The organism is Chryseobacterium edaphi (assembly GCF_025628985.1).
Taxonomy (GTDB): domain Bacteria; phylum Bacteroidota; class Bacteroidia; order Flavobacteriales; family Weeksellaceae; genus Chryseobacterium; species Chryseobacterium edaphi.
In genome coordinates, this window is sequence record NZ_JAOTEM010000001.1 from 1305622 (window position 1) to 1331934 (window position 26313).

The 26313-nt window shown below is 33.9% G+C and carries 25 protein-coding genes; 13 read left to right on the forward strand and 12 right to left on the reverse strand.

Annotated features, from left to right (window positions below; translation table 11 throughout):
- Positions 1-3: 3 nt before the first annotated feature.
- Both NZ698_RS06180 and NZ698_RS06185 read left to right on the forward strand, forming a co-directional pair.
- Positions 4-846, forward strand: a complete 843-nt coding sequence (locus NZ698_RS06180; protein ID WP_263002205.1) for an isoaspartyl peptidase/L-asparaginase — start codon at positions 4-6, stop codon at positions 844-846.
- Between the two features lie 97 nt (positions 847-943).
- Positions 944-1186, forward strand: coding sequence for a YtxH domain-containing protein (locus tag NZ698_RS06185; RefSeq protein ID WP_263002206.1), 243 nt, complete (start codon positions 944-946; stop codon positions 1184-1186).
- Positions 1187-1242: 56 nt separating this feature from the next.
- Here NZ698_RS06185 and NZ698_RS06190 read toward each other — a convergent pair whose 3' ends face one another.
- The 5 genes from NZ698_RS06190 to NZ698_RS06210 form a co-directional block, all read right to left on the reverse strand.
- Entirely contained in the window at positions 1243-2040 is a 798-nt protein-coding gene (locus NZ698_RS06190) for a class I SAM-dependent methyltransferase (RefSeq protein WP_263002207.1), read from the reverse strand.
- Complete coding sequence (locus tag NZ698_RS06195) at positions 2037-3104, reverse strand: leucine-rich repeat domain-containing protein (RefSeq protein WP_263002208.1); 1068 nt, start codon at positions 3102-3104, stop codon at positions 2037-2039. The genes NZ698_RS06190 and NZ698_RS06195 overlap by 4 nt, the downstream gene beginning before the upstream one ends.
- Positions 3105-3108: 4 nt before the next feature.
- Positions 3109-4479, reverse strand: a complete 1371-nt coding sequence (hisS, locus tag NZ698_RS06200) for a histidine--tRNA ligase (protein WP_263002209.1) — start codon at positions 4477-4479, stop codon at positions 3109-3111.
- A gap of 141 nt (positions 4480-4620) precedes the next feature.
- Positions 4621-5082: an HRDC domain-containing protein gene (locus NZ698_RS06205; protein ID WP_263002210.1), complete on the reverse strand. Its 462-nt coding sequence runs from the start codon at positions 5080-5082 to the stop codon at positions 4621-4623.
- Between the two features lie 22 nt (positions 5083-5104).
- The gene (locus NZ698_RS06210; RefSeq protein ID WP_263002211.1) at positions 5105-5437 is read right to left on the reverse strand and encodes a single-stranded DNA-binding protein; all 333 of its coding nucleotides are present in this window, start codon (positions 5435-5437) and stop codon (positions 5105-5107) included.
- A 248-nt stretch (positions 5438-5685) separates the two neighbouring features.
- Between NZ698_RS06210 and NZ698_RS06215 the strand changes: the two genes are divergently transcribed.
- Positions 5686-6327 (forward strand): hypothetical protein, encoded by a 642-nt coding sequence (locus NZ698_RS06215; protein WP_263002212.1) that lies wholly within the window; start codon positions 5686-5688, stop codon positions 6325-6327.
- 15 nt (positions 6328-6342) lie between these two features.
- Here NZ698_RS06215 and NZ698_RS06220 read toward each other — a convergent pair whose 3' ends face one another.
- Together NZ698_RS06220 and pnuC are read right to left on the reverse strand one after the other, a co-directional pair.
- A complete protein-coding gene (locus NZ698_RS06220; protein ID WP_263002213.1) occupies positions 6343-7362 on the reverse strand; it encodes an acyl-CoA dehydrogenase family protein in 1020 nt (339 codons plus the stop codon).
- Positions 7349-7945: a nicotinamide riboside transporter PnuC gene (gene pnuC, locus NZ698_RS06225; RefSeq protein ID WP_263002214.1), complete on the reverse strand. Its 597-nt coding sequence runs from the start codon at positions 7943-7945 to the stop codon at positions 7349-7351. The genes NZ698_RS06220 and pnuC overlap by 14 nt, the downstream gene beginning before the upstream one ends.
- A 553-nt stretch (positions 7946-8498) precedes the next feature.
- On the opposite strand from pnuC, the gene NZ698_RS06230 reads away from it, so the two are divergent.
- The 8 genes from NZ698_RS06230 to NZ698_RS06265 all read left to right on the forward strand — a co-directional run bounded on the left by NZ698_RS06230 (position 8499) and on the right by NZ698_RS06265 (position 13235).
- Positions 8499-9095 carry an HPP family protein gene (locus NZ698_RS06230; RefSeq protein WP_263002215.1) on the forward strand — a complete coding sequence of 199 codons (597 nt, stop codon included), beginning with the start codon at positions 8499-8501 and terminating at the stop codon, positions 9093-9095.
- 2 nt (positions 9096-9097) lie between these two features.
- Positions 9098-9439, forward strand: coding sequence for a hypothetical protein (locus tag NZ698_RS06235; protein ID WP_438265557.1), 342 nt, complete (start codon positions 9098-9100; stop codon positions 9437-9439).
- A 97-nt stretch (positions 9440-9536) separates the two neighbouring features.
- Positions 9537-10445: a TIGR01777 family oxidoreductase gene (locus NZ698_RS06240; RefSeq protein WP_263002217.1), complete on the forward strand. Its 909-nt coding sequence runs from the start codon at positions 9537-9539 to the stop codon at positions 10443-10445.
- Between the two features lie 33 nt (positions 10446-10478).
- On the forward strand, positions 10479-11060 hold the full coding sequence (gene nudK, locus NZ698_RS06245; RefSeq protein WP_263002218.1) for a GDP-mannose pyrophosphatase NudK: 582 nt from the start codon (positions 10479-10481) through the stop codon (positions 11058-11060).
- Positions 11061-11080: 20 nt separating this feature from the next.
- Positions 11081-11653 carry a hypothetical protein gene (locus NZ698_RS06250; protein ID WP_263002219.1) on the forward strand — a complete coding sequence of 191 codons (573 nt, stop codon included), beginning with the start codon at positions 11081-11083 and terminating at the stop codon, positions 11651-11653.
- A gap of 11 nt (positions 11654-11664) precedes the next feature.
- A complete protein-coding gene (locus NZ698_RS06255) occupies positions 11665-11991 on the forward strand; it encodes a hypothetical protein (protein ID WP_263002220.1) in 327 nt (108 codons plus the stop codon).
- A gap of 81 nt (positions 11992-12072) precedes the next feature.
- Positions 12073-12402, forward strand: coding sequence for a hypothetical protein (locus NZ698_RS06260; protein ID WP_263002221.1), 330 nt, complete (start codon positions 12073-12075; stop codon positions 12400-12402).
- 386 nt (positions 12403-12788) lie between these two features.
- Positions 12789-13235, forward strand: coding sequence for a KTSC domain-containing protein (locus tag NZ698_RS06265; protein ID WP_263002222.1), 447 nt, complete (start codon positions 12789-12791; stop codon positions 13233-13235).
- 169 nt (positions 13236-13404) lie between these two features.
- Here the strand turns inward: NZ698_RS06265 and NZ698_RS06270 are convergent, their stop codons facing one another.
- The gene (locus tag NZ698_RS06270) at positions 13405-14277 is read right to left on the reverse strand and encodes an AraC family transcriptional regulator (RefSeq protein WP_263002223.1); all 873 of its coding nucleotides are present in this window, start codon (positions 14275-14277) and stop codon (positions 13405-13407) included.
- A gap of 152 nt (positions 14278-14429) precedes the next feature.
- Here NZ698_RS06270 and NZ698_RS06275 point away from each other — a divergent pair, with 152 nt between their 5' ends.
- On the forward strand, positions 14430-15026 hold the full coding sequence (locus NZ698_RS06275) for a T9SS type A sorting domain-containing protein (protein WP_263002224.1): 597 nt from the start codon (positions 14430-14432) through the stop codon (positions 15024-15026).
- Positions 15027-15841: 815 nt separating this feature from the next.
- Here NZ698_RS06275 and NZ698_RS06280 read toward each other — a convergent pair.
- From NZ698_RS06280 to NZ698_RS06295, 4 genes are all read right to left on the reverse strand, one after another.
- Positions 15842-19030 (reverse strand): efflux RND transporter permease subunit, encoded by a 3189-nt coding sequence (locus tag NZ698_RS06280; protein WP_263002225.1) that lies wholly within the window; start codon positions 19028-19030, stop codon positions 15842-15844.
- Positions 19031-19037: 7 nt separating this feature from the next.
- Positions 19038-20099 carry an efflux RND transporter periplasmic adaptor subunit gene (locus NZ698_RS06285; RefSeq protein ID WP_263002226.1) on the reverse strand — a complete coding sequence of 354 codons (1062 nt, stop codon included), beginning with the start codon at positions 20097-20099 and terminating at the stop codon, positions 19038-19040.
- Positions 20100-20164: 65 nt separating this feature from the next.
- On the reverse strand, positions 20165-21517 hold the full coding sequence (locus tag NZ698_RS06290; protein ID WP_263002227.1) for a TolC family protein: 1353 nt from the start codon (positions 21515-21517) through the stop codon (positions 20165-20167).
- A 95-nt stretch (positions 21518-21612) separates the two neighbouring features.
- A complete protein-coding gene (locus tag NZ698_RS06295; protein WP_047444268.1) occupies positions 21613-22206 on the reverse strand; it encodes a TetR/AcrR family transcriptional regulator in 594 nt (197 codons plus the stop codon).
- Between the two features lie 180 nt (positions 22207-22386).
- Here NZ698_RS06295 and NZ698_RS06300 point away from each other — a divergent pair, with 180 nt between their 5' ends.
- Positions 22387-26304 carry a DUF7948 domain-containing protein gene (locus NZ698_RS06300; RefSeq protein ID WP_263002228.1) on the forward strand — a complete coding sequence of 1306 codons (3918 nt, stop codon included), beginning with the start codon at positions 22387-22389 and terminating at the stop codon, positions 26302-26304.
- The last annotated feature ends 9 nt before the right edge of the window (positions 26305-26313 follow it).

Below are 26313 nucleotides of genomic sequence, written 5' to 3' on the forward strand. Positions count from 1 at the left end.
TCTATGAAAATCATAATACACGGCGGTTTTTTTTCTGAAGGCGATCAGAGCCATGATGTGAAAATTGCCAAACAGAATTCTTTAAAGGAAATTGCTAAAAAAGCTTACGAATATTTAGAATTGCATTCAGCATTTGATACAGTTGCCTATGCAGTTTCACTTTTGGAAGACGATGAGTTGTATAACGCAGGAATAGGTTCACAAATTCAAAGTGACGGAATTATCCGTATGAGTGCTGCAATTATGGATGGAGAAACTCAGAAAATGAGCGGTGTCATCAATATTCAGGATGTGAAGAATCCGATTTTTGTAGCTAAAGATTTAATGAAAGAAGATGACAGAGTTTTGGGCGGAAGTGGCGCAAAAAACTATGCCTCGGAACATGGTTTTGAAAATTTCTCAACTGAAATTCCTCAAAGAAGAAAAGAATATGAAGCTAAATTAAAAACTGGCGGGAAAGGAACAGTTGGCTGTGTTGCTATTGACAAAAATGGAAAATTGGCTGTTGCAACTTCAACAGGAGGAAAAGGTTTTGAAATTCCTGGAAGAATTTCAGATTCTGCGACCGTTGCCGGAAATTATGCCAATGAATTCTGTGCAGTAAGTTGTACCGGAGTTGGTGAAGACATTGTAAGCAATGCAACCTCAACTAAGATTGTCACAAGAGTTACAGACGGAATGAATCTTAAACAAGCTTTTGATAAAACCTTTGCAGAGCTAAAAACAATCGACGGTTTTGCGGGTGCAATAGCTATCGATAAAGACGGAAATATTCATCATCAGGATTCCTATCCTACCATGGTATTTGCAAGTTTTGATGGTGAAAATTTTGAAATCTTTAATTAAATTTTAACATTTATTTATCAATCCCATTTATTTTTTGGCACGTATTTTACATACTAAGTTATATAACAATTTAATATAACTTTTAAAATCAGAAATCATGGGAAATAAGACAAATGGATTATTAGCATTACTAGGAATTGGAGCTCTTGCATATTGGAAATACAAAAAATCTACTCCGGAAGAGCAACAAGCAGTAAAAGACAAAATCAACAGCGCAAAGGATAACCTAAATAAATGGGGGAACGATTTGAAATCTAAAGCAAATGATGTAGCTTCGCAGGCTCAAAATAAATTTGACGAAGCAAAATCTAAAGTCGAAGATACAGCTTCAAATATCTAATTTTAGATAACATATTTTAATATTATTTACATTCATATACAAGAGAAAGTCATCAATTACGATGACTTTCTTTTTGCTTTTATAGCGTATACCAGTGGTATTTTATTTTCGAATTTATTGATTCTCCATTTTCCTTTTTCGAATTCTTCAACTTGTTTAAAACAAGGATACGGAGACCAATCAAACTCCTGAAATCTTTCTATTTCTAAGTTTTTATTGATTAAATTTTGCAGAACATCAGATAAAGGATGATTCCACGAAATATAATCCTGAACAATTGCGGCAGAAGCATCTGCATAAGTTCCTTCTGAAGTTTCTATAATTGGTTTTTCATTAAAATAATTGTAAGCAACTCCATTAAAATCATCATCGTACATCCAAACTACCGGATGAAATTCTGCCATGATAAATTCTCCATCAGGTTTTAAAAAATGACTGACAACATTTGCCCATTTATCTAAATCTGGTAACCAGCCAATTGTTCCGTAACTTGTAAAAACAATATCAAATTTTTGGTCTAAAACATTGGGTAGATCGTAAACATCTGAACAAACAAATTGAGTATCTGTTCCGCATTTCCCAGCTAAATCTTTCGCAGCCTGAATTGCTTTATCAGACAAATCAATTCCCACCACTTTAGCTCCTAATCTAGACATTGAAATAGAATCCTGACCAAAATGACATTGCAGATGCAAAATACTTTTACCTCTTATATCACTTAAAAGCTCAAGTTCGATAGAATTGAGAGAGGTTCTTCCTTTAAGAAATTCATCAACAAAGTAGAAATCTGATTCAAGATGAGGTTCTACTCTAGCGTTCCAGGAGTTTTTGTTGATTTCTAAATAATTTTTCATGGCATTTCCTGAGTAATAAATTTCGCAGTAGGTAAAAGAAATTGTGCATGCGAGACTTCTTGAGCTGAAATATTATTCCCTGATATATACATCACTTTCAGTTTTTTCATTTTTTCCAAACCTGGGGGGAAAGAAGTAATTTTATTGTTACGAATATCCAAAACTTCAAGATTTTCCAGGTTATAAATTTCACTCAAGCATTCATTTGTGAGCTGGTTTTTATCAATAAAAAGACCGGTAAGACCTGTCATTCCACCGATTCCGGCAGGGATTGTATTGATTTGGTTTTTATAAATATCGAGTCGCTTCAAACTTGCAACTTTATATAAAGCATTGGGAAAAACTTTAAAACTATTACTATCCAGATGCAATGTCTTTAATTTCTGCAATTTAGAAAATCCATTTGGTAACGTTTCCAAGACATTACTCGAAAACCAACCATCATTAAGATTTTTCAAAAAACCAACCTCTTCTGGCAATGCAGACATCAAATTACTGCTAAGTGACAAGGTTTCCAAATTTTCCAGATTTTTGATAGTCGAAGGAATATTTCTACCTGATTTTCCCTCTACATTTTTTAAGCTTCTGATATCTAAGCCTCTTGACATTGCAAGTTTTTTTAACATTTTCAGTCTTCCTATATCTTCGGGAAATTCAAAGTAGCTGAACTGTGCATATTCCAAATCCTCCAATTCCTTCAGATTAAAAATCACAGGAGATATTCTTGTGGTAAGCATATTATGCAGTGCAAGCTTTTTCAAGTGATTCAATGACGCAAACTCCTTCGGAAAATCAGTAATTTTATGACCTCCTGTCAGCATAAAAAATTCAAGATTTTTAAATCTGGAAATTTCCTTAGGAATGTTTTTCAATTGGTCAGATTCACTTATGGTAAGTGATTTGATATTCCATTTAAAAATATGTTCCGGAAAAGAAGTAATTTCTGTAAGCACAACGCGATCACTCTCTTTACTTAGATCTTGTTTTGGAATGTCTGGCATTACTTCATATTGTGCCTGCATAAATACAGACAAAAAAAGTGAGAAGAATATAATTTTTTTCATGATTCTAAAATTTCATAAACTCTTCCAAAGAAACCGTTTTCTGCTCTCCAGCTTCAAGATTTTTAAAAGTAACTGTTCCGTTTTTAATTTCCTCTTCACCTAAGAAAATCAGGTTTTTAATTCCTTTCTTTTCTGCATAATTAAATTGCTTATTAATTTTTGAACTTTCAGGATACAATTCTGCAGAAATTCCTTTATCTCTTAATTGGATGATCAATTTCAAAGCTTCAAGGGTTTCTTCACCACCAAAGTTAGCAAACAGATATTCTACGTTTGAAGTAGGATCTTCAGGGAAAAGATTCAATTCTTCCATTACGAGATAAATTCTGTCTAAACCGAAAGAAATCCCGATTCCCGGAACATTTTTCACTCCGAAAACTTCAGTCAGATTATCATATCTTCCGCCGCCGCCGATAGATCCCATTTGTGCTTCATCAGCTTTCACTTCGAAAATCGCTCCGGTATAATAATCTAATCCACGAGCCAAAGTAATATCAAAAACCAGATTCTGAATATCAACGCCTAAATTCACAGACTGAGTCAGAACAAATTCCAATTCTTCAACACCTTTTAGTCCGGTTTCGTTTCCTGCAAATTTTTCTTTTAGCTGAAGAAGGTTTTCCAAGGCATCATTTGATTGAGTGAATAAAAAATCCAGTTTATCAATCGAATCCTGAGAAATATTTCTCTCTAAAAGTTCTTTCACTACCCCATCCTTCCCGATTTTGTCTAATTTGTCTAAAGCAACGGTGAACTCAATCAATTTATCCGTAATTCCTGCATATTCTGCCAAACCTGAAAGGATTTTTCGGTTGTTGATGTGAATGGTTACGGAGACTTTTAATTCAGCAAAAGATTTTAAATACAATTGTACCAAATCAACTTCCTGCCAAAGACTTTCACTTCCTACAACATCGGCATCACACTGATAAAATTCTCTGAATCTTCCTTTTTGTGGACGATCGGCTCTCCAAACTGGCTGAATCTGGTAACGTTTGTAAGGGAAAGTCAATTTTCCATGATTCATGGCTACAAATCTTGCGAAAGGAACTGTTAAATCATAACGAAGAGCTTTATCAGTAAGACTTTCTGAGCTGAAAGGTTTATCTAAAGCTTTCTGAAAATCATTCTGCATCTGAACTTTCTTATCATCTTTAGCTTCGTTAATGCTTGAATTCAATATTTTAAAAATCAAACGATCTCCTTCTTCACCATACTTCCCTGTCAAAGTAGAAAGATTTTCAAAACTTGGAGTTTCCAAAGGTTGAAATCCAAATAATTCGAAATTCTTCTGTAATATATTGATGATGTATTTTCTTCTTGAAACTTCCAGTGATGTAAAATCTCTCGTTCCTTTTGCTAAGCTTGGCTTCATATCTTATGAGTAATAAATAATAGGTAATGAGTAATTACCTGCAAAAATAAGGAATTGAAAAGACTTTTAAATGAATAAAAAGCCGGAGATTTTACTCGCCGACCTTTCATTTAATCATTTGTGTTTTAAGTTTTGAAATTTTCAGACACTTTCCAGGATTTCAAGAATCTCCTCACCATAGTTTTCAATTTTATGCTTTCCGAATCCTTTGATGTCAAGCAGTTCTTCAATTTTTGCAGGTTTATATTTTGCTACAGAAATGAGCTCTTTGTTAGTGGCAATAAAATATGATGGAAGATTCTGCTCTCTGGCTTTTTCAGAACGCCAAAGTTTTAAAGCATCCAAAATTTCGATCTCATCGGGATTCAGCGTTTCATCTTCTGCAGAATATTTTGCCGTTTTTGAATCTTTCACCACATTTTTGTTGACTATAGTTTTATATTCATTAAAATACAAAACAACAGACCAGAAACTTTCATCATGTACAAAAGCGGTTTCCACTTTGATGATCTCGTGATTGTTTAGAAAATCATCAATCATCTTTTGATCCTGAAGCAGAAATTCATCTGCAATTCTCACTTTTAAAACTTTGATATTCATCATTTGTGATTTTAGAATTCGACATTTATTTTCCGCTTAAAAGTAAAAGTTCATCAACTCTTATTTCTGTAATATATCTTTTCACGCCGTCTTTATCGTCATACGATCTGTATGTAATTTTTCCTTCAATGGCAATTTCTTTTCCTTTCGGAACATACTTCTGAAAGATCTCGGCAGTTTTTCCAAACGCAACGAGACTGTGCCATTGTGTTTCTTCGACTTTTTCACCTTTTGCATTGGTGTAATGGTCATTTGTTGCCAACGACACAGTCGCTCTGAGAGTTCCGTTGTCGAAAGACATCATTTCAACTTCTTTTCCTGTGTGACCAATCAAGGTAACTTTGTTTCTTAGTGACATAACTTTTATTTTTTTTAATTAATTATTCAGATAAGAGACGTTCACTGTTTTCTCAAATCTCTGTTGCAAAGATTCATAAGGTTTGAAAATTTATTCGGTAGAAAATTATTTGAATTCGCTTGTAGTCGTTTGAAAACGGCTGTCCGTTTTAACTATATAAATTTTAATCTTGGTAGAATTTATTTATTATATTTGGATTCATTTACATTTTAAGTTTACAAGTTCTAAAACAATATTTAAATTTTCAAATGAAAAGTAAAAATTTATTTTTTATATTTTTAGCATTGCTTCCTGCAATTTTATTACTTACATTTTTCTTTATCAGTAAATCTCATGAAAATGATATTGTAATGTACAATCCATATTTAAAAGATATGATTGTCAAAATTGATAATAAACAATATATAATTAAACCTAAGAAAGAATATAATTTAGTTCTTGAGCGTGGAAATCATAAAGTTTATTCATATTGTGATAAAGTTTTAGTGAATTCAAGGATTCAAGTTAATGATAATATTATTGAAAAAGGCGGTTTTTTAAATCTTTCAAATCAACCTGTTTATCTTTGGACATCCGTTTACGGTAATCTTACAGATCAGGAAATTGCAAAAGAGATATTGCACGATGATTCAATTGAAATTAGCAATCCCTATGAAAATATGCAGATTGATACAATTTTGGTTGATTCATATAAAATAGTAGGTCCCATCAAGACATTTTCACCAAAAGATCTTTTAATCGAAAAGCAATGGTACTACTCAATAACTAAACCTTTTCAAAATGAAATAGATAATACAAATGGACAAAGTATAAATGTTAAAAAAGAAATTTCAAAGCTTTTTTCTAAAGATGAGTTAGTCAATTATTGGATCGAGTTAGTGAATGAATGAGATGCACAAAATTGACTAAGTTCCAACAAACTCCCTCCTAAAGTTAGAATGCTGCGTCGCTGTAAAATAATCACAAAAAATGTGATAAACTTCAGAATCTGTATGAGTTGCCCGAAGTCCCAACTGAAAATAAATTTCCAAAATCTCATGCGATAATTTTTCTACCAAACTGGTTGCAAAACTGTGAATCACAGATTGTTTTTCAGAATTTACTAATTCAAAATCATTCAGTAAATCTTCAATTTCATCAGCATATTGAAACACTTTCTCCATCTGCTGTTCTATATTTTCATTAAATGAATTCAGATCAAGTTGTGGTCGAATTTTAATCGCTTCCTCCGAAAAATGAGACGCCATTCCAAGATAATTGACCAGCAAAGTTAAATCTGCAAAAATTCTGAATGGAATTTTGTCTAAAACATCTTCTGTGAAAAATTCATCGTAAATAAAACTGTAATCTTCCGAAACTTTTACATGATCAACTTTAAAAGAATACGTTCCGGTTGCTTTCATCCCCATCGATTTCCAATTGGGAATAACTTCTACATGATCTTTAGAAATAACAAAAGAACGTATAATTTCAGAACCGGATTCATCGATCAAAGGAATCCCATTTTCAGTTAATTTTGCATTTAACGTAAAATGGCTTAAATGTGGCGCTCCCGTAGCAAAATGCCAAAGGCCGTCGATCATGAAAGTTCCGTCAGCTTGTTTTTCTGCTGTTCCTCCAATCATTCCGCTTCCACCGAAACAGGTTTTTTGGTTTGAGAATAATTCTTTTGCAATATTTGGTTTTAAATTTCTTGAGAAAAAATTTGCTCCCGAACATAATGTTAACATCCAGCCTAAACTTCCGTCGATTTTTGACCAATCATGTAAAACAGACAAACCTTCTCGTAAGCGAAATCCCAATCCGCCATAGATTTTAGGAACCCAAATCTGAAGCAATCTTTCATGATGAATTTGATTCATGATTAACGCAGAAACTTCAGAAGCTCCCAACATTTCTTTTCTGATTTTTTCAGGCGTAAGCATTCTCTTTTTTATTAATTATTTTCCTCCACTCCAAATATCCTGAGATTGCGACGATAAACAAGAAAGCCGTCAAAACTGCATACAAATAGAGATCTTTGTGAATCAATAACGGAATCGCAATGATATTGCTAACATTCAATAAAATCCAGTTTTCAATTTTTCTGCGCGCCATCAACCACATTCCTGCCCATGCAAACGCGCTGACCAAAGAATCCCAAATCGGAACATCAGAATCGGTAAAATGCGTCAGAAAAAACCAAAAAAGACTGAAAGTTCCAGTGACAATTCCCGCAGTTATTAATTTTTCCTGCTTTGTAGTTTCGGAAATCGCAGTTTCGGATTTTCGCTTGCCAAATTTCCAGTAAAGCCATCCGTAAATGCTCATGATTAAATAGTAGAGATTCAGCGTAAACTCTGCGTAAAGTTTCGAAGTAATCATTACATAAAGCGTGAGTGAAACTCCTGCAATTCCAAACAGATAATTGTTTGAGTTGTTTTTTCGGGCTAATAAAACCTGAAAAATTGAAAAGAAGACACCCAACCATTCAGGCCAAGTTGTCTGTTGTAAAATTTCCTGCATCAAATTAACTTTTATAAAATTAAATGATGAGATGATAAAATCAAATTCCCTACGCCGGTATTATCCGGATCAGGTGTGGAAGATTCCTGGGTATCATCTCAGCCGCAATCGTGCAGCACCCCATTGATGCCGCAAAAGTGGAACTTTTTTCTGAGAATAAAAAATTAAACTGAAAAGTTTTTTTATCCACAAAAGAGATAAAATATTTTATTTTTCAGATTTCAAAGAGAATATAAAAAATTCCTGTTAAAATTTTAAAATCATTAGTCACTCTTATAATCTTTTTATTCAAAAATAAGTGGAACGGCTTTGTATATCTTTATTTCAGGTTTTTTTTTACTATCTTATATCCTTACGGTTTTTTTTAACGCTAAGAAAAACAAGGCTTTTACAATAAATGCTCTTTTTAAGATAGACAATGGCATTTCATTTAACAAAGAAATACAAAGTACTTAATGATTGATCGCTTGTGAATTATTTCTTTTGTCTCATTTGCGGTAAAACAACAACCGTTTTCAAATGGATATTTTGTATATTTAAATTTTAATACCAAACTGTGAAGAAGACGCTACGAAGAACTTACCGTGTATCAAAATATGTGATTTATAAAGAAACGCTTGTCGACTATAAAGAACATTTCTGGTCTTTTCTCGGAGCTTTTTTCGGAATTGGAATCATTGCTTTTTTGCAGTCCCACTATTTACTCGAACAAGAAAATGTATTTCTTATCGGATCATTCGGCGCATCAAGTGTTTTGATTTACGGCGCTATTCAGAGTCCTTTGGCTCAACCTAGAAATCTCGTTGGCGGTCATGTACTTTCAGCCTTGGTTGGAGTCACTATCTATCAGATTGTTCCTGATATTTTATGGCTTTCCGCACCTTTGGCGGTTGCACTTTCAATTGTATTAATGCAATGCACAAAAACACTTCATCCTCCCGGTGGCGCGACGGCTTTGATTGCAGTAACATCAACCGGAAAAATTCCTGAATTGGGATATTGGTATGTGTTGTCTCCTGTTTTGTCGGGATGCGTTATTTTACTTTTGGTAGCTTTATTTTTTAATAATATCACAAAAAACAGAAGTTATCCTACAAACAGTAAATGGAAAAAGCTTCTTCATAAAAAACACAAGCACAATTTGAAAAATTAATTATTATGAACTGTCTTGAATGCGGCGAAAAAATCATTGGAAGATCAGATAAAAAATTCTGCAATGACGCGTGTAGAAATGCTTATAACAATAAACAAAATAAAGATTCTAGCAATCTGATGCGGAACGTAAATAATAAACTCCGCAGAAATTACCGTATCTTGAGCGATACAAATACTGAAGGAAAAACCAAAATCGCCAAATCTAAATTGAGTGGCTTAGGATTTGATTTTAATTATTTCACACAAATAAAAGTTTATAAAAACGGTTCAGAATATAAATTTGTTTATGATCAAGGCTATAAAATTTTAGATGAAGATTATATTTTGATTGTTAAGAATTAAATGGAATGTGATGAAAAATTTTTAGATAATTTTTTATCCCACCTTAAAGGAAGGACAATTATCTAAAAATTAATTAAATAAAAAGCAAAATCAATACATGAAAGAAGTCGTAGTAATAACAGGAGCAAGCGGAGCCGTCGCAAAAGTTTTAGCCAAAAAACTTGAAAACGAATATACAGTTCGCTTTCTGACACGAACTAAAAAACATGAAAATGATTTTGAGTGGAATATCGAAAATAAAACCATTGATGAAAAAGCTTTCGAAAATGTAAGTCACATCATCCATCTTGCCGGAGCTAATATTTCGGAAAAACGTTGGAGTAACGAAAGAAAAAAAGAAATTATTTCAAGCCGTGTTGATTCTGCAAAACTGATTTTAGAAACTCTACAAAAGAAAAATATAAAATTAAAATCGTTCATTTCAGCTTCTGCCGTTGGAATTTACGGAGCGATTACTTCCGAAAAAATATTTAAAGAAGATGACGAAAAAGGAAATGATTTTCTAAGTGAAGTTGTGATTCTTTGGGAAAAAGCAGCGGATGAATTTCAAGAAAAAGGTGTTGCCGAAAGAGTGGTAAAAGTACGAATAGCCATCGTTCTTTCTGAAAATGAAGGTGCATTGAAAAAAATGTCAGTTCCCGTAAAATTCGGGATCGGATCACCAGTAGGAACCGGAAGACAGTATATCCCGTGGATTCATATTGATGATCTTTCTTCTGTATTTGAATTTGCGCTAAAAAACGAAAATATAAATGGAGCTTACAACGCTTCTGCTCCTCAACATACCGACAATGAAAATTTCACGAAAGAGATTGCAGAAGTTTTAAACAAACCTATGTTTATACCCAATATTCCTGGATTTGTGATGAAGATGATCTTTGGCGAGTTGTCGGTGGTATTGCTTGAAGGTTCCAGAACTTCTTCGGAAAAACTTCAAAATGAAGGATTTCAATTTAAATTTACTGAATTAAAACCTGCATTAAAAAATCTTTTAACTAAAAATTAATTAACAAATTATCTTATCAAGATTGTAAAATCTATGCAAAATACAAACGTACATATCGAAAAAACCGAAATCTTGTCAGATAATTGGTATACTTTAAAAAAGATCACATTTAATATTAAAAAGAAAGACGGAACTGTTGAAACTCAAAGCAGAGAAGCTTATGACAGAGGAAATGGTGCTGTCATTTTACTTTATAATACGATTTCAAAAACAGTTATTCTTACAAAACAATTTCGAATGCCGACTTACATCAACGGAAATTCCACAGGAATGCTGATTGAAGCATGTGCTGGTTTGCTGGATGACGATAATCCCGAAGAATGCATCAAAAGGGAGACCGAAGAAGAAACCGGCTACAAAATATCAAAAGTTGAGAAAATTTTTGAAGCATATATGTCACCGGGATCCGTCACAGAAATTCTGCATTTTTTCATTGCCGAATATTCAAGTGAAATGAAAATCACAAATGGTGGCGGACTTCAAGATGAAGGTGAAGACATTGAGGTTCTCGAAATTGGTTTTGAAAAAGCTCTCGGCATGATTGATTCGGGAGAAATAAAAGATGCAAAAACCATTATGCTGATTCAGCATTTACGCATTAAAAATAAGTTGTAAATATTTATAAAATTGAAATTATGAAACTGCAATTTTCTGCAATACTTTGTTTTTTATTTTCTGTGTTGGTATTCGGACAGAAAAAAGAAGTATTAAGCTCAAAAGATCAACATGCCGTTGAGCATTTTAAAAAAGAATATAAAAAGAAAAATTATAAAAAGTTTGAAGGTAAAATTAATACAAAAGATAACCAGATTCTTTTTGATGACAAAGTAACTTACTTTGAAAAAACTGATAAATTGACTGTTTCAATTTTACAGCAAGGCTTGGTTTATCCTCAACTTCTGACAGATTATCAGATGCAGAAATTTCTTGATGAAACTACAGATAAAACTCAAAAGAGATTTTTGAAACTGCAAAAAGATCCGAAAGCTGGCTTTGATGTGAATAATATTTTGGTGAAAACTTCTGAGCTTCCTTTTTTAAACGTAAATGAAAAAGTAAAAAGATTCAGACTGATTACCAAAAACAGAAATCTGCCGAATTCAATTATTTACCTTTTAGAATTGACGAATTCAAAAGCCGTTAAAAATATGAGTATTGATGAGTTTGTAAAAGATGCGAAACTTACATACCTTAATCAGGAAAACTAAATTTTAGATCAATGTACAATCCGGTCCGGAGAAACAGAAACATAGGAACCGAAAATCAAGGATTTGGTCAAAATAACAGACTTCAGATTTCAACACCATATGGAACTTTAAAATCGTTTTACGAAAGAATCGAAAAGTATCAAAAAGAAGTAAGAATTATTAATGACCATGAGTTTCTATTCATTGAAGAAGAAACCCGAGAGAATTGTCATCACACCTGTACATTCGATGATTTAGAAAGTATTATTAAGCAAATTCCAAAAGAGGATTATGGAGATTTAAAATTTATAATTCTAAGACAACCTAAGCGAAAAGAAGAAATACTTTCACCGGTTTAGGGAAGACTTATATATAGTTTTGAATTTGAAGATGAATATTTTCCCGCAATTATTCTAGATGCAGTTGAGATAAATAAAAAATTGATCTGGACAAAAAAACAAACTGTTAATCAACAAAAAGAATTTGCCCGTCTAAAAGAAGATGGACATATTTTCATTGAAGATAAAAGAAAATTTTGCTCAAGAATAAAAATTGAATCTTCGAGATATACTCAACTTTACAGAACTTTATTGCATGAATTCGGACATTATGTTCATTACCTGGAAGTTGTCGAAAGATCTGGTAACGAAGATGAAAATTACGAAGAAAAAGAGAGACGAGAAGATTATTATTTTAAATTGCCTAAGAGTGAAAAGGAAAGATTTGCAAATAAATATGCAGATCATTGGAGAAAGATAATCATTCCTTAAAATACTTAATTGATGGATTTTTCACCCAGCAATTAAAAAATTGCTTATCAAATTTATATTGGAACAGATCATACTTTGTGTGGACAGGATGGTAAATAACAGTCAGATATAGCGAAATATATTTCAGAAACTTTTATAACAAGTTCATTAGTAACAGGAAGAAAAAACTTATTAACTTAAAAAGAAAGTTACGATAATCTTAAGGCGAATATAAAATATATTACTTGTATTAAAAGAAAAACTAATTTTTTGCCTCCAAACAAATTAATAATCAAAAACTTACGGTTTTTTCAATTAAAAAGCCTAATTTTGCATCCCGTAAAAAGGATCATCCATTATGAAATCTCAATTGCATATGGCCTTTGAAAATTGATAAATATCTTCATATGAAAAGAATAGGCGAACACAGAAAACTTCTTGGAGTAGACAATACTGCTACGTTAAAGGATTTAAAAACGATTTACAGGAATACGATGAAAGATACGCATCCTGATAAATTTATCAATGATGAAGAAGGGAAACTGGCTGCTGAAGAAAAAAGCAAATCAATCATTGAAGCCTATCATTTTCTGGTAAGCATCAACCCTGAAACTCAGGAAAAATATAAAGAAGAATATACTGAAACGATCACAAAATCTAATATTCAGGATTTCTATCTTGAAAAATCGATCTTGAAAGTTCAGCATCTGAATGGAAAAATGTTCGAATATATCGGAGTTCCAAGAAATACCTACATTAAAATGGTGAATGCAGATTCTCCAAGCCGTTTTGCAAGAAGACATATCTACGGAAATTTTATCTTTAGAAAGTCTGGTGAAGTGATGGCTGATTAATTTTCTTTTGAAAATAAAAGTTGCTGTAACAACAGTTAAAATATAAAACCGTATTCTCTGAATGCGGTTTTTTTATTTGGCAGTTTTCAAATTCTCAATATGTTCTGCTTCAAAAACCCACTTGAACTGACGTGGTTTTTCCGATAGAGTTTGTAAATACAAAATCATGTCAATCCAATAAGTAATTAAATTCTTTTCTGTACTGCGACGGACTTTTTCCGGTATATTCTTTGAACGTTTTATTAAAGTAACTGAAATTATTAAATCCCGATTCAAAACATACATCGGTAATGCTTAAAGGCTGTTCAGCAAGAAGTTTAAGGGAATGGGTAATTCGATATTCGTTCACAAACTGGGTGAAAGTTTTATTCGTAATTTTCTTAAAATAACGGCAAAACGAAGGCACTTTCATGCTCGCCAAATCAGAAATTTCTTCCAGAGTGATCTGATCTTTAAAATGATCTTTCACATAATTGAAAATATGATTGATTCTCTCGTTATCTTCTACCTGAGTTTGCAAGTAATATTTTCCTGCATTTAAAATCCTGTATTCGTTTGTAGAAGCCAATTCTTCCAGAATTTTAATAAATTTCATCAGTTTTTCAAGTGAAGATGCTTCGTGCATTTCGGTAATTTTTAAACCAACATCTCTTTTAATATTTTCTGAGAAAACAATTCCTGCTTTTGCTTTTTCCAGTAAGTTAGCAATCTTCTGCATTTCGGGTAAATTCCAAATCTCTTCGCCTAAAAAATCAGGTTTGAACTGGATGACCATTTCGTAATCGTTGTTGGTATTTTCATTGGTCATTCCACAATGAGGAAGGTTGGTTCCCATTAAAACAAGATCTCCATCTGAAAAGTAAGAGATATTACTTCCGATTTGTCTTTTACCGGAACCTCCACAGACGAAAATTAACTCAATTTCAGGATGATAATGCCAAACATGAGACTTAATGTTTTCATTTTTCAAAAACTTTAAACTCGTGAAACTGCTTCCCAGATTGGGTTTTACAGCTTCGAAGGCGGGATGCGAATGTTTCATATCAATAATGTTATTTGTATGCAAAATTAACAAATACTATTTAAATAATTAATCTTAGGGTTAAAATAGCACATATATAAGAAAATTGTGCAGTAGAACCGCGTTGAGGTTTGATCTAAATTTGCAGTATTAACAAGTGAAAAATTAATAGTATGAAAAAAGTATTTAAATCAGTTTTAATGATCGGTTTCTTATCAATCTCTATGAGTGCAATGAGTAAAGAAAAGGACTTTTCTCTTTCATTTGGAAAAAACGAAGCAGAAACCGTAACCTTTGAAGTATCAAACGCAAAAAATGTTTCTGTAACGATTTATAGTGATGTTGATGGTGAGTTGCTTTCTGAAGAATTAAATTCAGATAAGAACGTTGCAAAATCTTACAATTTTAAAGATCTTGATTCAGGAATTTATTACTTGATCGTAGAATCTGAAAGTAAAATTGAGAAATATAAAATAAATGTAAACTCTGACAAAAAAGTTCTTATTGAAGAGAAACCTTTGGCAGAAATCATAAAACCTGAATTTTCTGTAAATGGAAATAAAGCAAAATTGCATTTCTCGGGGTTGAAAAATTCAGTGAAAATTACAGTATCAGATTTTTCAAATACTGTTTATTACAATTCGACAAAATCTGCAACTGATGGTGAGTTGGATTTGACTTTCGACTTAAATCCAAATACAGCCGACAACTACATTATTACTGTAGAGCAAGGCGGTAAAGTTTTTAATAAAGTGATCAATTTGAGATAATCAATTATTTCAATTTTGTAAAAGAATATTATATAGTTTGTTTTAGAGTTAGGTTTTGCTGAGTTTTCAGGAAAATCTGACTTTTTTTGTTGTGCTGATATTATTGTGTTGGTTTTTTAACGCAAAGTTCGCAGAGATTTTTTTTTAATATCAACTGCTTTATTTTAAGTTCGCAAAGGCGTTTCACTTAGCTAAGAACGCAAAGTTTTTTTAATATCACCTTTAATTATTTAAACCAATCTTCCCAGGTTATTTACGGAACAGATTAGGTTATTTACACATCTGTTGGGGTTTCGGATCTATTGATTGAGGTTGATCGACAGGAAATTTGAGGTTGCGAAATCATCCGTCTATGTTTTTTACATGTCTTTTGGGGTTAAAGATATATCCGAAATGGTTCTTGAGCAATCGGTTGGGGTTGATAACTTATCGGGCGTAATCGTCAACGTATACTTTAGGGTCTGCAGCCTCGACGTTGGGGTTGTGGAAAGTATGATTTAAGGTTCATTATCCCGTCAGATTAGTATAGAACGTATCTGGATTACTTCAGAACGGGTTGGCTGAGGTTGATAACCTATCGACATGGGTCGACAACTGATAATTTTGGGTTGGGAACGTCAAAATTGAGGTTAGGTAACGTATCTTCTGTGGTTCATGACATCATCGAATTAATGTATAACGTATTTGGATCACTTCAAAACGTGTCCGGTTAATTCAATTAAAATATTTGAATTATTTTAAACACTTTTTTCATGATTTAAAATAAAAAAGCGCATCATTTTTGATGCGCTTTCAGGTTAATTAAGGTTGTTATATTAATCTACGTGTTTTGGCGTGTAACCATCTTCACTTAGCTCTTTTTCTTCATATTCTGCTTTCATTTCAGCGTCATAATCTACCGGTTCACCTTTGCCCATTCTTCTTAATAATGAATCGAATAGTGAATAAACCACCGGTACGATAATCAAAGTAAGGAATAGTGATGAGGTCAAACCACCGATAATTACCCAAGCCAAACCGTTGTTCATCTCCGCTCCTGCTCCTTTTGCAATCGCAATCGGGATCATACCGAAGATCATCGCAATCGTCGTCATTAAGATCGGACGGAGACGGGCATGGTTAGCCTGAATCAAAGCGTCGTGCGTATTTGCTCCGGCTGCTTTTCTCATATTGGCGAAATCGACAATCATAATCGCATTTTTCGCTACCAAACCAATCAACATGATCATCCCTAACATCGTAAAGATGTTCAGTGAATTTCCGGTGATGGCCAAAATAACCATTACCCCGATCAATGCCAATGGAATTGAGAACAATACCACAAACGGATATACGAATGAGTCATACAGTGAAACCATTACCAGATAAACCAATACAATAGCCGCCAATAATGCGATTCCTAAAGTACCGAAACCTTCAGTCTGGTTTTCCATATCACCACTCCAAATATACGTTACACCAGCTGGCTTTGTTTTTTCGTTATCCATAAACTGAGCAGACCATTCGTTGGCAACATCCCCTACCGGACGACCTACAACTTTAGATTTTACTTTTACGGAAGGCGCTTTATCTCTACGCTCAAGCAAACTTGGTCCGGAACCCATTTTCACATCTGCAAACTGACTTAGTCTGATCTGTTCACCATCAGGATTTGTAAACATCAGATTTCTTACATCATCAATTGACTGTCTGTTGGCATCACCAAAACGGATGTTGATATCATATTCATATTCTCCGGCTCTGAATTTCCCATCTGTATTTCCACTAAATGCAGTCTGCATCGTTTGTCCTACACTTGAAAGATTTAAACCTAAAGAAGCCATTTTATCTCTGTCGATATTTACCTGAACTTCCGGGTTTCCTGAGTCGGTTGATAACTCAGCATCTACAGATCCCGGAACTTTTTTAAGTAAAGCTAAAATTCTGTTTGCTTCCTTATTTGCCGTGGCATTATCCTGAGCTGTTACCACCATTTCGATCGGTGCATTATCTGCTCCCATTAATCCGATTGGTGCTGTTTTAAATTCAACTCCTGTGAATTTTTCTTCTAAAGCTCTCTTGATTTTCGCTGATTTGATGTCTGTGCTTTCGTTACGATCAGCTTTATCAACTAAGATTACCTGAATTTCAGATTGATATAAAGTTGCCTGAGCTCCACCAAAACCTGATGACTGCTGACCAACTGTAGTGATCATGTCTACAACATCTTTATCATTTCTCAGATATTTTTCAACTGCAAGAGTCACTTGATTGGTTTTTTCTACAGAAGCATCTTTTGGTAATTCCATCTGAACAAGGAACTGACCTCTGTCCATTTTCGGGAAAAATTCTCCACCAATAAATCCGAATGCTACCAACATAAATGATGAAATCAAAATAATAAAAGTCACTACAACCACCATTATTCTTCTCAATCCAGATTTTAGAGCCCATTCCAGAATTCCTGAAATCCAGTGAGTGAATTTCTCCAATTGCTTTTCAAACCAAAGGATAAATTTCTCGAAAGGATTTTTTCCTGTCAAATGAACTAATTTACCAAATCTTGAAGATAACCATGGGATAATGGTAAATGAAGCCAATAATGAGAACATGGTCGCAATAACTACCGTGACACAGAACTGCGCAAGGATATCAGAAACCAATCCTGAACTCATTGCAATCGGTAAGAATACCACCACGATTACCATCGTAATCGCTGTTACTGTAAACCCGATTTCTGAAGCTCCATCGTAAGCCGCACGAATTCTGCTTTTTCCCATCTCCATGTGACGGTAAACGTTCTCCAAAACCACAATCGCATCATCCACAAGAATACCCACAACCAATGAAAGTCCTAATAAACTCATCAAGTTTAGGGTATATCCCATCAAATACATTCCAATCACCGTTGCAATCAACGAAACTGGAATTGAGACCATTACAATGAATGCGTTTCTGATGTTATGAAGGAATAGCAACATTACTACTGCCACCAAGATAATCGCAAGGAACAAATCGAAAATTACGTGATCTGCAGCTTCCAAAGTAAAGTCTGTAGAGTCATCTACAATACTCACTTTTACATCCTGAGCTTTATAGTTGGTCTGAACCTGGGCGATAGTTTTCTGTACCAATTCTGAAACCGATACTGCATTTGCATCAGACTGTTTCTTCACCTGCATCAAAATCGTAGGATTCTGGTTGAATCTCGCTACTTTCTCGATATCTTTCTGTGTATCAAAAACCGTTGCAATATCTGACAAACGAACCTGTGCTCCGTCTTTATTAGAAATCACAAGATTGTTCATTTCCTGTACATTTCTATATTTACCGGAAAGTCTGATCGTAGATCTTGAAGTTCTTGTCTTCAAAGCTCCCGTCGGGAAATCTAAGTTGGACGAAAGAATTGCCTGCTGAATATCTCCGATCGCAAGACCGTAACCCTGCATTTTCTTTTCATCTAAACTTACCTGAATTTCTCTTTCCTGTCCACCAACAAGGTCAACCTGAGCCACACCGTTTACACGGGAGAAAATCGGCTCTATTTTTTTATCTAAAAGATCATAAAGCTCTTTATTATTCAGTTTATTACTGGTAATACTCAAAGTCATGATCGGTAAATCATCTAGTGAGAACTTCTGTAATGATGGCGGATCTGCATCCTCAGGAAGGTCTGCCAAAATAGCATTTACCTTTCTCTGTGCATCATTCAAAGCATAGTTTACATCGGCACCAGTGTTCAACTGAACCATAATAACCGATAAACTTTCGTATGAAGATGATTCTACTTTTTTTACGTTTTCCAAAGAACCTACAGCATCTTCGATCTTTCGGGTCACCGAAGTTTCCACCTCAGAAGGCGAAGCTCCCGGATATACCGTAGAAATCGTTACCATGTTGGTTTCAAATTTCGGAATCAACTCGTACCCCATCATGGAGTAACTTAACAAACCTCCCAGCGTAAGAATCGTAAACAATACGATAACGAGGGACGGTCTTTTAATGGATATTTCTGCTAACTTCATTCTTCTGTTACTTTACGATATTGATTTTTGAACCGTTATCAAGGTTGATCTGTCCGCTGGTAATTACTTGCTCACCACCATTCAATCCACTGATGATCTGTACTTTATCACCATATACTTTTCCGGTTTTTACGTTAATCATTTTAGCAGTTCCGTTCTGAACAATGAAAATTTGTCCTGAGCTTACCCCATTTGCAAAAGCTTCAGCAGGCACAGTCAGCATATTCTGCGTTTCAGCACCATTATTTGTTTTAAATAAAGCTGTTGCATACATACCCGCTTTAAGGTTTCCTCTGTTTTGAACTTCAATTTCTACAGGGAAATTAAGAGAAGCATCACTTTTTGGAGCGATAAATGTAATTCTTCCGCTGAAAGATTCTTCAGGCAAAACATTAACATTAATTGAAACTTCCTGACCCAACTGAATTCTTCCAATCTGGCTTTCGTCAACCAAAACTGACAATTTCAAACTGTTGATATTAACGATTTCAAATAAAGCTGTTCCCGGTGCAACCACCATTCCCGGCTCCACCATTTTCTTGTTGATGGTGCCGCTGATCCCTGCTCTGATGCTTGTATCATTGATTTTAACACCTTGAGCACGAACGGCAGCCTGCATGTTTTTCAACTGTAATCTTGAGTTATCCAACTGTTGTTTTGTAACACCTCCAGTTTTAAAAGCATTTTCATAACGCTGGTTGTCTGCAATGGCATTCTGCAAATTATTCTGAGCTTGGGTAACGTCTACTTCAATTGCGTCTCTTTTGATAGTTGCTAAAACCTGACCTGCTCCTACTCTAGAACCTTCTTTCACGAAAACACTGACAATACGTCCTGCGATTTCTGAAGACTGATTTGATTCCTGTTTGGGGATAAAAGTTCCGTTAGCTGAATAATCTGTGTCAATATTTTCTCTTGAAACAGTAATCACATTCACGTTGATTTTGTCAACCTGCTTTGCTACTTCTTTTACTTCAGTTTCCTGCTTCTTTTTGTTGTCTGCAATTTTCCAAGCCGCTAAACCTACAAGAACTGCAGCTACGATGATATATATTAAAGTTTTTTTCATTTTAATAATGATTATTTTTAATGTAAATAGAATCCTTTTAAATAAAAGATTTCCACTATAGTTTATTATGGGTTTTGTAATGTATTAAGTTCTCCTTTAGCTTTAATTAATTTAATCTCAGCTTGCTTATAGTCTAATAATGCAGTGGTATAATTTTGTTTTGCATCAGTCAAAGCATTTTCAGAATCTAAAACTTCAGTCAACGTTGCCAAACCATACTGATAGTTTGCCTGAGTATCTTTCTGAACTTTTTCAGCCAGCGTTACGTTATTTTTCATGCTTTCAATATTGATCAAAGAATTTTCAATATTGGTAATTGAATTTTTATAGTCTAAACTTAAAGTCAACTGTGTATTTTGAATATCCTGATCGATATCTAAAATATCAATTTCAGCCTGCTGGATTTTAGATTTTGTAGCACCACCAGTAAAAATCGGAATATTGATATTTAAACCAATTGCTGAATAATCACTCCAAAGAACTCCGTTATTCAATCCGTTGGTTAAAGGAAATTTTCCACCCTGACCGGCCCACCCGTAGTTTGCCTGAAGACCAACTGTAGGGTAAAGATAAGCTTCAGTCGCTTTCTTATTAAATTGTAAAAGCTCTCTGTTTTTCTGTAAAACTTTCACTTCTGTTCTTGTATCTAAATCTACAGTTCCGGCAACCAATTCAGGTTTTGGCTCAATAGTTTTTTCCTCAAGCTCGATATCCGTTTCAATAGGAATTCCCATGTAAAACTTCAATGAATTTTTTGAAAGCTCAACGGCATTCACCAATTGTTGTCTGTTGGCACTGATATTCGTTAGCTGAACGTTAGTTCTGTCTAAATCAATACCTTTTGCCAAACCGTTTTCTACCAAACTTTTGATTACATTTCTCACCTTTTCGGTATTGGTGTAACTTACATTTAAAGTTTTAAGATTTTCTTCCTGTACAAAAACCTGATAATAGGCAGTTGCTACATTTTCAATAATCTGCTCGTTGGAAAGCTGAGCATTCAAAACGTAAAATTCTCTGGTTGATTTTGCAGCTTTAAGACCAGTAAAAACTCTTTGATCAAAAATCGCCTGATTTAAAGTGACCACGGCACTGGATGTCCATGGCTGACCCAATTTAGCACGAATTCTTTCTCCTCCAAATTCCAAAAGTGATTCCTGAATCACCGGGTTGTACGTTAATCCTGCAGTTGCACTGATTTGTGGCAACGCACCGGCTCTCGCCTCAGCGATCTTATATTCGGCCTTTTTGATTTGCAAAGCCGCTTTTTTGGCTTCTGCTTTATTTTGCAATGCCTGTTTAATGGCTTCCTGCAGCGAAACTTGTTGCTGTGCGTAGGCAGATGTAGAGCCGAAAATCATAAATGCTGCAGCTATCCCAATTTTTAGCTTTTTTGCAGTTATACGTTTTCTATTCATAATTTTATACTTCGTTTATTTTTTGTAGTTGCTTTCCTGAGGTAGTTTATCCCTAAAGGACGATTCAGTTTTATAATTACTTTAACAGTTTTTAATTAATTTTTAAAAAGCATGTTAAGGATGATATCTTTTCGTTCTGAGATGATCTGGTCAAATTCTTTATCCGTAATCATTAAATTTTCTAAAAACAGAGGACGAACCGCACTTGGGAACACTAAAAGCGAAACCATATTGAGAAGAAACTGTACCGGCGCCATTTTGACGATATTCCCCAGCTGCATTTCTTTTTCGATGTCTTCGTACAGTTTTTTTAATTCATCTTCTTCCACATCTCTTTTGTGGCAACTTCCTTTATTGATTTGTGAAACGATATACGTCTCTAAATACGGATATTGAAGACTTGTCGATAAACTTCCGTCGATAAACTTTGCGATCTTTTCTTTAAATGGAAGATCAGAATTCATAATAATTTCAGATTTCTCTTTTTCAACCCTGTGAGCTTCATCAAAAATAATCTGAATCAAATTGTCTCTTGAACGAAAATAATAATTGATCAGCGTTCGATTAACTCCCGCTTCGTCTGCAATTTCCTGTGTAGTTGCATTAAATTTTCCCTGAACAAAGAATAGATTCTTCGCAGTTTCTTTGATTAATTCCTGTGTTTGATCTTTTTTTTCTTGTTTTGACATTTTTGTTAAACAATTTTGTGCAAATATAGATCAAACAATTGTTTTGACAAAATTGTTAAACAAAATAATTAAGAGAATTATTATGATATGAATCATATTTAATATGACTTTCACCTGTTCATGATTTATTAACTCTCAGTAGGGAATGATTTTAATATATTTGCGGAAAATTAATAACCGATGCGAAAAATTTTATTTCTGTTCTCTATTTTTTGTTGTGTCATTTTGTTTGGACAAAAGAAATTTCAAAAAGACAATCAATATCATTTCTATGAAAATAAAGGTCAGATTGTTGATCAAAATGGTGAGGAAAATAAGGATGTTAAATACTTATTCCATTCTGCGGGATTAAATGTTCAGTTGCGTTCTAATGGGTTTTCTTATGATGTTTATGAAACAAAAAAAACTACAAATCCCAATTTCAATAAGAATAGAGAAAATCTTGCAGTTAACAAGAGAGATTTTAATACTGAAGAGTATATCTACGAAAACCTTTTTCACAGAATAGATATTGACCTGATTAACTCTAACAGGGATTCTAAAATAATTGCGGAGGGAAAGTCAGCTGATTACGAAAATTACTATAATCTTTCGTATAAACCTGATGGAGTAACAAATGTTCATCGCTATCAAAAAATTGTATATAAAAATATTTACAATAATATCGATTTAATATTCTTCAAACCTAAAGATAGTTTAAAACCAATAGAGTACAATTTCATTATTAATCCTGGAGGAAAAGTTTCTGATATTAAAATGAAATTTAATGGCGCTCCAACTTCTATTGAAAATGATAAGCTTTTGATGAAAGTACGTTTTGGAGATATGTATGAGAACATTCCCAACAGCTGGATTGGAGATCAAAATAAAAAGGAAATAAATGTTTTATTTAAAGATTTTGGAAATCAGATTTATGGATTTAATTCTCCAGTAGATTCTTCTGACAAAAAAATTGTAATCGATCCCGTTCCTACAAGAATTTGGGGCAGTTATGTGGCCGGTTTTGGTGACGAATACATACGAGCAAAAACAGATTCACAAAGCACATTGTATATATTTGGCGGTACCACCAGTACCACAAATTTTGCAACTTCCGGAACTTATCAACAAAATGTAGTCGGCGGATATGATGCAGTTATCATGAAAGTTACCAAATTTGGTCAGAAAATCTGGGGTACTTATTATGGATTTAATCAGAATGACTTTTTCAATGATGTTGATTTTGATGAAAACTTTAATATTTATGCGGGTGGTAAAATTCAAAGAATGTCTGTGAATGACAATATGGTCGTTACAAAATTTAACAGTAACGGTGCCTTTATATTTCAAAAAGAATTTCTAACTAACTCAAACGATACTTTTTTTAGTATATCATATAATCAAAATCATGTTTATTTTGCTGGTGACACATTTAGTTTTGATTTTCCGACAGTAAACGCCATGCAACCAGCCAAAGCATCTCCATCAGGTTTTACAGACGGAATAATAGGATCTTTGGATGCAACAACAGCAAATGTCGATTGGTTAACTTATTTCGGGAAAGCTGACGGTTCAACTTCTATGTTTCAAATATTTTCCTCTGTTAATGATTTAGAAATAATTGGCGCTACACAATCTTCCACATTACCAATGGTTAATGCCTTTCAACCACTAAAAGCAGGAATCACAGACGGTGTTTACTTAAGGCTTTCAAAAAGTGGAAATAATATTATTAGATCAAGTTATTATGGGAATGCCGGTCAAGATGTGATAAGAAAAGCCATTATTGTTAATAATATCCTTATTCTTCCGGGAGAATATTCAACACCTGCATTTCCTTTAGGGCAAGCTGGAGTATGGAGAGTGAATTTATCAAACAATACAATTATTAAAAATTATTTTAATTTACAAGATGATTATCAATTACTGGCTTATCCCGATACATTCGGAAATGTATTTTTTACAGGATTACACTCCAATGGTCAACCTGATGTTTCAACTCCCGGTGCCTATTTAGGTATGCCTGCAATGTACATTTCTACATTTTTAGTAAAATATAATCAAAATGATCTTAAAGAATGGGGAACCTATTACACAGGAAATGGTGCTACTCAGTTGGGAGAGGTAACGAAAGACAGCGAAGATGCTATATATCTGACAGGAATGTCGAGTGGAAATACAAGTGGAATTGCAACCCCCGGAACATTCCAACAGCAAGGAGGCGGATCCGGAAATAATGATGCTTTTATAGCAAAATTCAGAGACTGCTCTTCAACCGGAATGGTCAATTCAAATTCCCCCGTTTGTATTAATTCAAATATTCAATTAACTGCAACTGGCGGAACAACATATGCATGGACAGGACCAAACGGATTTACCTCAACTTTACAAAATCCAACAATTTCGAATGCAATAGCAGCAAATGCAGGAACATATACTTGCCAAATTACAGGAAGCGGAGCTTGTGACGGGAGCTTTACAGTAAATGTTGTTGTAGGAGATAATACTCCTCCGGTTCCAACATTAGCATCTCTTTCGGATGTCACAGGAAACTGTAACACTACAATTTCTATTTTCCCAACTGCAACAGACAACTGTGCAGGAACAATCACAGCGACAACGACAGATCCACTTTCATACTCTACACCAGGAACACATGTTATTCACTGGACTTATAATGACGGTAACGGAAATATTTCTACGCAAAATCAGAATGTGATCATTTCAGCGACCCCTTTACCAACAACAGCAAATGCTACTCAGACATTCTGTGCCACATATCAACCAAAGATGTCAGATCTTCAGATCACAGGTCAAAATATTAAATGGTATGATACAACAAATAGTATTTTACCCATAACTACTCCATTTGTAAATGGGCAGACTTATTTTGCATCACAAACAATTAATGGATGCGAAAGTGCTAAAATCTCAATTCAGGTGATTGTTAACAACACAACAAAACCGACTGCAGCTGCAATACAAGATTTCTGCGCATCTGCAAATCCTAAATTATCGAATTTGGTAGTCAACGGAACAGCTTTGATTTATTATGATTCAGCAGGAAACATTTTACCTCTTACGACTCCGCTTGTTCACGGACAAACCTATTTTGTTACACAAACGATCAACAATTGTGAATCGGAAAAACTGGGAATACTGGTTACACTTTCACAAAATAATGTGCCTGCAAATAATTACAGAGAAACTTTTTGTAATGTTACGACAGGAAATACGATGGTTGTAAATTTGACAATCTACCAATCAAATATTATTGCAAATCCTAACAACTATATTTTCACATACACTAATCAGCTTGGAAATCCGATTGCAAATCCTTCAAATTATACTTTAAATATTGGCACAAATATTATCAATGTAAAAGTTGCAACCGCAGACGGTTGTTTTATTAATGTAATTTTGGAATTGCATCTAAATCCAAAACCTGTTATTACCCTTCCCGAAGATTTCGATTTTTGTAGAGGAAAAATAGTAACATTGGATGCCGGAGCTGGTTTTGTAAGTTATTTATGGAGTACAGGTGCGACCACTCAGACTATTACCGTTTCGACTCCGGGTACATATTGGGTGAAAGTCACCAATAGTTTCGGATGTGAAAATACAGATAGTATACAATTAACTTATTCAGTTTTGGGTGAAATTGTTTCGGTAAATATCTCAAACAATTCTGCAACGGTAATCATGTCTACACCAGGAAACTATGAATATTCTTTAGACAATCAAAACTGGCAGAATTCTAATGTTTTTTCGAATTTGACTTTGGGCGAATATAAAGTTTATGTCAGAACAAAATCCGGCTGTATTATCGGAGAGAAAAATTTCTCAATATTCAACATTCCAAATATGATTACGCCGAATGGTGACGGAACCAATGACAAATGGCGAATTGCTGGACTCGAAAATTATTCAGGAACAGAGATTCTTGTTTACGACCGAAAAGGTTTAATTGTATTTAAACAAACAATCACTAAAAAGCCATTTGAGTGGGACGGAAAATACAATTCAAACCCTCTCGCTACCGGAAATTATTGGTACACCATAAAAGTTTCAGACGGAAGAGTTTATAACGGCTGGCTTTTAATTAAGAACAGAAATTAACAAACAAAA

Bases quoted from the DNA above. Each gene is read 5' to 3' on its own strand.
- NZ698_RS06300 (WP_263002228.1), top strand. From the start codon at position 22,387: ATGCGAAAAATTTTATTTCTGTTCTCTATTTTTTGTTGTGTCATTTTG.
- NZ698_RS06255 (WP_263002220.1), top strand. From the start codon at position 11,665: ATGTACAATCCGGTCCGGAGAAACAGAAACATAGGAACCGAAAATCAA.
- NZ698_RS06185 (WP_263002206.1), top strand. From the start codon at position 944: ATGGGAAATAAGACAAATGGATTATTAGCATTACTAGGAATTGGAGCT.
- NZ698_RS06265 (WP_263002222.1), top strand. From the start codon at position 12,789: ATGAAAAGAATAGGCGAACACAGAAAACTTCTTGGAGTAGACAATACT.
- NZ698_RS06270 (WP_263002223.1), bottom strand. From the start codon at position 14,277: ATGAAACATTCGCATCCCGCCTTCGAAGCTGTAAAACCCAATCTGGGA.
- NZ698_RS06220 (WP_263002213.1), bottom strand. From the start codon at position 7,362: ATGCTTACGCCTGAAAAAATCAGAAAAGAAATGTTGGGAGCTTCTGAA.
- NZ698_RS06295 (WP_047444268.1), bottom strand. From the start codon at position 22,206: ATGTCAAAACAAGAAAAAAAAGATCAAACACAGGAATTAATCAAAGAA.
- hisS (WP_263002209.1), bottom strand. From the start codon at position 4,479: ATGAAGCCAAGCTTAGCAAAAGGAACGAGAGATTTTACATCACTGGAA.
- NZ698_RS06190 (WP_263002207.1), bottom strand. From the start codon at position 2,040: ATGAAAAATTATTTAGAAATCAACAAAAACTCCTGGAACGCTAGAGTA.
- NZ698_RS06280 (WP_263002225.1), bottom strand. From the start codon at position 19,030: ATGAAGTTAGCAGAAATATCCATTAAAAGACCGTCCCTCGTTATCGTA.
- nudK (WP_263002218.1), top strand. From the start codon at position 10,479: ATGCAAAATACAAACGTACATATCGAAAAAACCGAAATCTTGTCAGAT.
- NZ698_RS06215 (WP_263002212.1), top strand. From the start codon at position 5,686: ATGAAAAGTAAAAATTTATTTTTTATATTTTTAGCATTGCTTCCTGCA.
- NZ698_RS06180 (WP_263002205.1), top strand. From the start codon at position 4: ATGAAAATCATAATACACGGCGGTTTTTTTTCTGAAGGCGATCAGAGC.
- NZ698_RS06210 (WP_263002211.1), bottom strand. From the start codon at position 5,437: ATGTCACTAAGAAACAAAGTTACCTTGATTGGTCACACAGGAAAAGAA.
- NZ698_RS06240 (WP_263002217.1), top strand. From the start codon at position 9,537: ATGAAAGAAGTCGTAGTAATAACAGGAGCAAGCGGAGCCGTCGCAAAA.
- NZ698_RS06285 (WP_263002226.1), bottom strand. From the start codon at position 20,099: ATGAAAAAAACTTTAATATATATCATCGTAGCTGCAGTTCTTGTAGGT.
- NZ698_RS06195 (WP_263002208.1), bottom strand. From the start codon at position 3,104: ATGAAAAAAATTATATTCTTCTCACTTTTTTTGTCTGTATTTATGCAG.
- NZ698_RS06275 (WP_263002224.1), top strand. From the start codon at position 14,430: ATGAAAAAAGTATTTAAATCAGTTTTAATGATCGGTTTCTTATCAATC.
- NZ698_RS06205 (WP_263002210.1), bottom strand. From the start codon at position 5,082: ATGATGAATATCAAAGTTTTAAAAGTGAGAATTGCAGATGAATTTCTG.
- NZ698_RS06250 (WP_263002219.1), top strand. From the start codon at position 11,081: ATGAAACTGCAATTTTCTGCAATACTTTGTTTTTTATTTTCTGTGTTG.
- NZ698_RS06290 (WP_263002227.1), bottom strand. From the start codon at position 21,517: ATGAATAGAAAACGTATAACTGCAAAAAAGCTAAAAATTGGGATAGCT.